4 protein-coding genes and 1 pseudogene are annotated in these 6,790 nt (G+C 69.7%); 3 read left to right on the top strand and 2 right to left on the bottom strand.

Annotation, left to right across the window (positions count from 1 at the left end; all coding sequences use genetic code 11):
- Nucleotides 1-78: 78 nt before the first annotated feature.
- Nucleotides 79-2,271, top strand: a pseudogene (locus tag ACFVYL_RS33300) (RelA/SpoT family protein); the annotation flags it as partial.
- A gap of 84 nt (nucleotides 2,272-2,355) precedes the next feature.
- On the opposite strand, the gene ACFVYL_RS33295 reads toward ACFVYL_RS33300, so the two are convergent.
- A complete protein-coding gene (locus ACFVYL_RS33295; protein WP_389722639.1) occupies nucleotides 2,356-3,588 on the bottom strand; it encodes a DUF349 domain-containing protein in 1,233 nt (410 codons plus the stop codon).
- A 134-nt stretch (nucleotides 3,589-3,722) separates the two neighbouring features.
- Nucleotides 3,723-4,547 carry a peptidylprolyl isomerase gene (locus tag ACFVYL_RS33290; protein WP_389722637.1) on the bottom strand — a complete coding sequence of 275 codons (825 nt, stop codon included), beginning with the start codon at nucleotides 4,545-4,547 and terminating at the stop codon, nucleotides 3,723-3,725.
- A gap of 166 nt (nucleotides 4,548-4,713) precedes the next feature.
- Here ACFVYL_RS33290 and ACFVYL_RS33285 point away from each other — a divergent pair, with 166 nt between their 5' ends.
- Nucleotides 4,714-5,436: an MBL fold metallo-hydrolase gene (locus ACFVYL_RS33285; RefSeq protein ID WP_389722635.1), complete on the top strand. Its 723-nt coding sequence runs from the start codon at nucleotides 4,714-4,716 to the stop codon at nucleotides 5,434-5,436.
- 13 nt (nucleotides 5,437-5,449) lie between these two features.
- Nucleotides 5,450-6,715 carry a histidine--tRNA ligase gene (hisS, locus tag ACFVYL_RS33280; RefSeq protein ID WP_389722633.1) on the top strand — a complete coding sequence of 422 codons (1,266 nt, stop codon included), beginning with the start codon at nucleotides 5,450-5,452 and terminating at the stop codon, nucleotides 6,713-6,715.
- Nucleotides 6,716-6,790: the final 75 nt, after the last annotated feature.

Below are 6,790 nucleotides of genomic sequence, written 5' to 3'. Positions count from 1 at the left end.
GGCCGCCCGGGGCGGGCCCCCCCCCCCCCCCCCCCTACCCCGCCGGCCTGTGCGGTGTGCCCTCCCCCCCCCCCCCCCCACGACCCCAAGATCGAGACGGCCACGCTGCGCCAGATCGAGCGGGCCTATCAGGTCGCCGAGCGCTGGCACCGCGGGCAGAAGCGCAAGAGCGGCGACCCGTACATCACGCACCCGCTCGCCGTGACGACGATCCTCGCCGAGCTCGGCATGGATCCGGCCACCCTGATGGCCGGGCTCCTGCACGACACCGTCGAGGACACCGAGTACGGCCTTGACACCCTCAAGCGCGACTTCGGCGACCAGGTCGCCCTGCTCGTCGACGGCGTCACCAAGCTGGACAAGGTCAAGTTCGGCGAGGCCGCGCAGGCCGAGACCGTGCGCAAGATGGTCGTCGCCATGGCCAAGGACCCCCGCGTCCTGGTCATCAAGCTCGCCGACCGCCTGCACAACATGCGCACGATGCGGTACCTCAAGCGGGAGAAGCAGGAGAAGAAGGCCCGCGAGACCCTGGAGATCTACGCTCCGCTGGCGCACCGCCTGGGCATGAACACCATCAAGTGGGAGCTGGAGGACCTCGCCTTCGCGATCCTCTACCCCAAGATGTACGACGAGATCGTGCGGCTCGTGGCCGAGCGGGCGCCCAAGCGCGACGAGTACCTGGCCATAGTGACCGACGAGGTCCAGGCCGACCTGCGCGCCGCCCGCATCAAGGCCACCGTCACCGGGCGCCCGAAGCACTACTACAGCGTCTACCAGAAGATGATCGTGCGAGGCCGCGACTTCGCCGAGATCTACGACCTGGTGGGTATTCGGGTACTTGTCGACACCGTGCGCGACTGTTACGCCGCGCTCGGCACCGTCCACGCGCGATGGAACCCGGTCCCCGGCCGGTTCAAGGACTACATCGCGATGCCGAAGTTCAACATGTACCAGTCGCTGCACACGACGGTCATCGGCCCCAACGGCAAGCCCGTCGAGCTGCAGATCCGCACCTTCGACATGCACCGCCGCGCCGAGTACGGCATCGCGGCGCACTGGAAGTACAAGCAGGAGGCCGTCGCCGGTGCCTCCAAGGTGCGCACCGACGTACCGCGCAAGGCCGGCGGCAAGGACGACCACCTCAACGACATGGCGTGGCTGCGCCAGTTGCTCGACTGGCAGAAGGAGACCGAGGACCCCAGCGAGTTCCTGGAGTCGCTGCGCTTCGACCTCTCGCGCAACGAGGTCTTCGTGTTCACGCCGAAGGGCGACGTCATAGCGCTCCCTGCGGGCGCCACCCCCGTCGACTTCTCGTACGCGGTGCACACCGAGGTCGGCCACCGCACCATAGGGGCGAGGGTCAACGGCCGTCTCGTCCCGCTCGAATCGACCCTGGACAACGGCGACTTGGTGGAGGTCTTCACCTCCAAGGCCGCGGGCGCGGGCCCGTCCCGCGACTGGCTCGGCTTCGTCAAGTCGCCGCGGGCGCGCAACAAGATCCGCGCGTGGTTCTCCAAGGAGCGCCGCGACGAGGCGATCGAGCAGGGCAAGGACGCCATCGCGCGCGCCATGCGCAAGCAGAACCTGCCGATCCAGCGCATCCTCACCGGCGACTCCCTGGTCACCCTCGCGCACGAGATGCGCTACCCCGACATCTCGTCGCTGTACGCGGCGATCGGCGAGGGCCACGTCACCGCGCAGTCCGTCGTGCAGAAGCTCGTCCAGGCCCTCGGCGGCGAGGAGGCGGCCAACGAGGACATCGCCGAGAGCGCGCCGCCCTCACGCGGGCGCAGCAAGCGGCGTTCCAACGCCGACCCGGGCGTCGTGGTCAAGGGCGTCGAGGACGTGTGGGTCAAGCTGGCCCGCTGCTGCACGCCCGTCCCCGGTGACCCCATCATCGGCTTCGTCACCCGTGGCAGCGGCGTATCGGTCCACCGCAGCGACTGCGTCAACGTGGACTCGCTCTCGCGCGAGCCCGAGCGCATCCTCGAGGTCGAGTGGGCGCCCACCCAGTCCTCGGTCTTCCTCGTGGCCATCCAGGTCGAGGCCCTGGACCGCTCGCGGCTGCTCTCCGACGTCACGCGCATCCTCTCGGACCAGCACGTGAACATCCTGTCGGCGGCCGTGCAGACCTCCCGCGACCGCGTCGCCACCTCCCGCTTCACCTTCGAGATGGGCGACCCCAAGCACCTGGGGCACGTCCTCAAGGCGGTCAGGGGAGTGGAAGGCGTGTACGACGTGTACCGGGTGACGTCGACCCGCAGGCCGTAGGACCACACCACGACAGCACCGCACTACGTAGAGGGGCTCCCGTACGCGATGTACGGGAGCCCCTCTACGTAGAAGACGGAAAACTCAGCCGCCGAACTCGTGCAGGCCCTTGACCGCCTGGTCGAGCAGCGCCTGACGGCCGTCCAGCTCCTTCTGGAGCTTGTCGGCCTTGGCGTTGTTGCCCGCGGAGCGCGCCGTCTCGATCTGGCCGCGCAGCTTGTCCACGGCCGCCTGCAGCTGACCGGTGAGACCCGCGGCACGCGCGCGTGCCTCCGGGTTCGTCCGGCGCCACTCGGCCTCCTCGGACTCCTGCAGCGCCCGCTCCACGGCGTGCATCCGGCCCTCGACCTTCGGGCGGGCGTCACGCGGGACGTGGCCGATGGCCTCCCAACGCTCGTTGATGGAGCGGAACGCGGCACGGGCCGCCTTCAGATCCGTCACCGGGACGAGCTTCTCGGCCTCGTCGGCCAGCTCCTCCTTGAGCTTGAGGTTCTCGCCCTGCTCCGCGTCGCGCTCCGCGAAGACCGCGCTGCGCGCCGCGAAGAAGACGTCCTGGGCGCCGCGGAAGCGGTTCCACAGGTCGTCCTCGTGCTCGCGCTGGGCGCGGCCCGCGGCCTTCCAGTCGGTCATCAGGTCGCGGTAGCGCGCGGCCGTCGGGCCCCAGTCCGTCGAGCTCGACAGCGCCTCGGCCTCGCCGACCAGCTTCTCCTTGGTCTTGCGGGCCTCCTCGCGCTGGGCGTCGAGGGACGCGAAGTGCGCCTTGCGCCGCTTGGAGAACGCCGAGCGGGCGTGCGAGAAGCGGTGCCACAGTTCGTCGTCCGACTTGCGGTCCAGGCGCGGCAGACCCTTCCAGGTGTCCACCAGGGCCCGCAGCCGCTCGCCGGCCGCCCGCCACTGCTCACTCTGGGCCAGCTCCTCGGCCTCGGTGACCAGGGCCTCCTTGGCGTGCCGCGCCTCGTCGGACTGCTTGGCCTTCTGGACCTTGCGCTCCTCGCGGCGCGACTCGACGCTCTCCACGAGCTTGTCGAGCCGCTTGCTCAGGGCGTCCAGGTCGCCGACGGCATGGGCCTCGTCCACCTGCTGCCGCAGGTGGTCGACGGCGGTCATGGCGTCCTTGGCGGACAGGTCGGTCGTCTTCACCCGGCGCTCGAGAAGTCCGATCTCGACGACCAGACCGTCGTACTTGCGCTCGAAGTAGGCGAGGGCCTCGTCCGGAGATCCTGCCTGCCACGAACCGACCACTCGCTCGCCGCCGTCGGCCGTACGCACGTACACGGTCCCCGTCTCGTCGACGCGGCCCCACGGGTCGCTGCTCACAGCGCCTCCTCCACATGATGCCTGCACAGGGCCTTGGGGCCCCCGGCATCGTCCACAGTTTCGTCACCGCCAACATAGGCGACCGGCGGGGCGGCTGTCCGCATCCCGCGCGTTTGAAGTTTGCCCACCGGGGCTCAGGATTTCGTGACGGTGGCCTTGTCGACGACGACCGTCGCGTTCGGTGCGCCGTCGCCCCGACCACTGCTCTCGCCGGCGGCCGCGATCTTCTTCAGGACCTTCATCCCGGAATCGGAAATGGTCCCGAACGGTGTGTAGTCGGGCGGCAGCTGACTGTCCTGATAGACGAGGAAGAACTGGCTGCCGCCGCTGTTGCGGCCCTTCTTCTTCTGGGCGTTGTACTGGTTCGCCATGGCGACCGTGCCCGCCGGATACACGTTCCCCTTCAGGCGCTTGTCCTTCAGGTTCTCGTCCGGGATCGAATAGCCCGGGCCGCCCTGCCCGTTGCCCTGGGGGTCGCCGCACTGCAGGACGTAGATGCCGCCGGTGGTGAGGCGGTGGCACTTGGTGTGGTCGAGATAGCCCTTGTTCACAAGGAAGTTGAAGGAGTTGACGGTGTGCGGGGCTTTCGCCGCGTCCAGGTCGAGACCGATGTCGCCGCACGTCGTCTTCAGGTTCATGGTGTAGTCGGCGGACCTGTCGAGGTCGAGCGCCGGCTCCTTCTTGAAGCTCAGGGGCTTCACCTCGCCGGGCGCCGCTTTCCCGCACGGGTCCTTCGGCGTGCTGGTGGGCTGCGCGGCCGCGTCGTCCTTCGACGACCCGTCGCCGTCGAAGGCGCCCGCGGCGTACGACACCGCACCGCCCGCGACCACCACCGCGAGCGCCCCCGCGATCACCGCGTTGCGCATCCGGGCCTTGCGCCGCGCGGCCTCCCGCCGCTCCTGCTGGCGCGCGAACTTCTCCCGGGCGAGCTGCCGCCGCCGCTGCTCGTTGCTGACCACCGGGTCTCTCCCCTTTTCCCTGGGACCCCTTCCGGGACCACCTGAATGTGCCCCGTACCGTATATGGGTTACCTGTGGAATCGGCAGCGCCGGTAGGCTCTGATCTGCCGCGTTCTCCCGCCGGGGACCGCGGTCCCTCCCGCCGGACGACGAACGAAGGACGATCGTGCTCATTGCCGGGTTCCCCGCCGGGGCCTGGGGCACCAACTGCTACCTGGTCGCCCCCGCCGCAGGCGAGGAGTGCGTGATCATCGACCCGGGCCACCAGGCCGCCCAGGGAGTCGAGGACGCGCTCAAGAAGCATCGGCTCAAGCCCGTCGCGGTCATCCTCACGCACGGCCACATCGACCACGTCGCCTCGGTCGTCCCGGTGTGCGGAGCGCACGACGTGCCCGCGTGGATCCACCCCTCTGACCGGTACATGATGAGCGACCCCGAGAAGGCCCTCGGCCGCTCGATCGGGATGCCGCTGATGGGCGAGCTGACGGTGGGGGAGCCCGACGACATGCGGGAGCTGACCGACGGCGCCGGTCTGAGGCTGGCGGGCCTCGACTTCTCCGTCGCGCACGCGCCGGGCCATACGAAGGGGTCGGTGACCTTCCAGATGCCCGAGACCGAGGAGATCCCCTCGGTGTTCTTCTCGGGCGATCTGCTCTTCGCCGGCTCCATCGGACGTACCGACCTGCCCGGCGGCAGCCACACCGAGATCCTCGAGTCGCTGGGCCGCGTGTGCCTGCCGCTCGACGACTCGACCGTGGTGCTGTCCGGCCACGGCCCCCAGACAACCATCGGCCAGGAGCGCGCCACCAACCCGTATCTGCGGCAGGTGGCCGCTGTCCGTCGAGGCCACAGGGCGGACGAGACGTCCGCCCCGCGACGAGGAATGTGACGAGAGAATTTCCGTGAGCACCTTCAAGGCCCCCAAGGGCACGTACGACCTGCTTCCGCCGGACTCCGCGAAGTTCCTCGCGGTGCGCGAGGCGATCGCCGCGCCGCTGCGCAACTCCGGATACGGCTACATCGAGACGCCCGGCTTCGAGAACGTCGAGCTCTTCGCGCGCGGTGTCGGTGAGTCCACCGACATCGTCACCAAGGAGATGTACGCCTTCACCACCAAGGGCGGCGACGAACTCGCGCTGCGCCCCGAAGGCACCGCCTCCGTACTGCGCGCCGCGCTCGAGGGCAACCTCCACAAGGCCGGCAACCTCCCGGTCAAGCTCTGGTACTCGGGCTCGTACTACCGCTACGAGCGCCCCCAGAAGGGCCGCTACAGGCACTTCTCCCAGGTCGGCGCCGAGGCGATCGGCGCCGAGGACCCGGCGCTCGACGCCGAGCTGATCATCCTGGCCGACCAGGCGTACCGCGCCCTCGGCCTGCGGAACTTCCGCATCCTGCTCAACTCCCTCGGTGACAAGGAGTGCCGTCCTGTCTACCGGGCCGCGCTGCAGGACTTCCTGCGCGGGCTCGACCTGGACGAGGAGACACGTCGACGTATCGACATCAACCCGCTGCGGGTTCTCGACGACAAGCGCGCCGACGTCCAGAAGCAGCTGGTGGGCGCCCCCTCGCTGCGCGACTACCTCTGCGAGGCGTGCAAGGCGTACCACGAGCAGGTCCGCGAGCTGATCACCGCGGCGGGCGTCGCCTTCGAGGACGACGAGAAGCTGGTCCGCGGCCTGGACTACTACACCCGCACGACCTTCGAGTTCGTCCACGACGGCCTCGGCTCGCAGTCCGCGGTGGGCGGCGGCGGCCGCTACGACGGCCTGTCCGAGATGATCGGCGGCCCCTCGCTGCCCTCCGTCGGCTGGGCGCTCGGTGTGGACCGCACGGTGCTCGCCCTGGAGGCGGAGGGCGTCGAGCTCGAACTGCCCTCGGCCACCAGCGTGTTCGCGGTGCCGCTCGGCGACGAGGCGCGCCGGGTCCTCTTCGCCAAGGTGACGGAGCTGCGCAAGGCCGGGGTCGCGGCGGACTTCTCGTTCGGCGGGAAGGGCCTCAAGGGCGCGATGAAGAACGCCAACCGCAGCGGCGCGCGCTTCACCGTCGTCGCCGGTGAGCGTGATCTCGCCGAGGGCGTCGTCCAGCTCAAGGACATGGAGTCCGGGGAGCAGGAGGCGGTCGCGGTGGACGAGATCGTGGCGGTGCTGCGGGCCAAGCTGGGCAAGTAGAGCCCCTCCGGCGCTTGAGGAGCGGGGTCCGGGGCAGAGCCCTGCGACCTCGCTCCGGGGCCCCGCGATCTCGCT

The sequence above is a fragment of the Streptomyces sp. NPDC058308 genome, assembly GCF_042880275.1.
GTDB lineage: Bacteria > Actinomycetota > Actinomycetes > Streptomycetales > Streptomycetaceae > Streptomyces.
The sequence above is the reverse complement of the archived record's forward strand: the minus strand, read 5'-3'. Positions and strand labels throughout refer to the sequence as shown.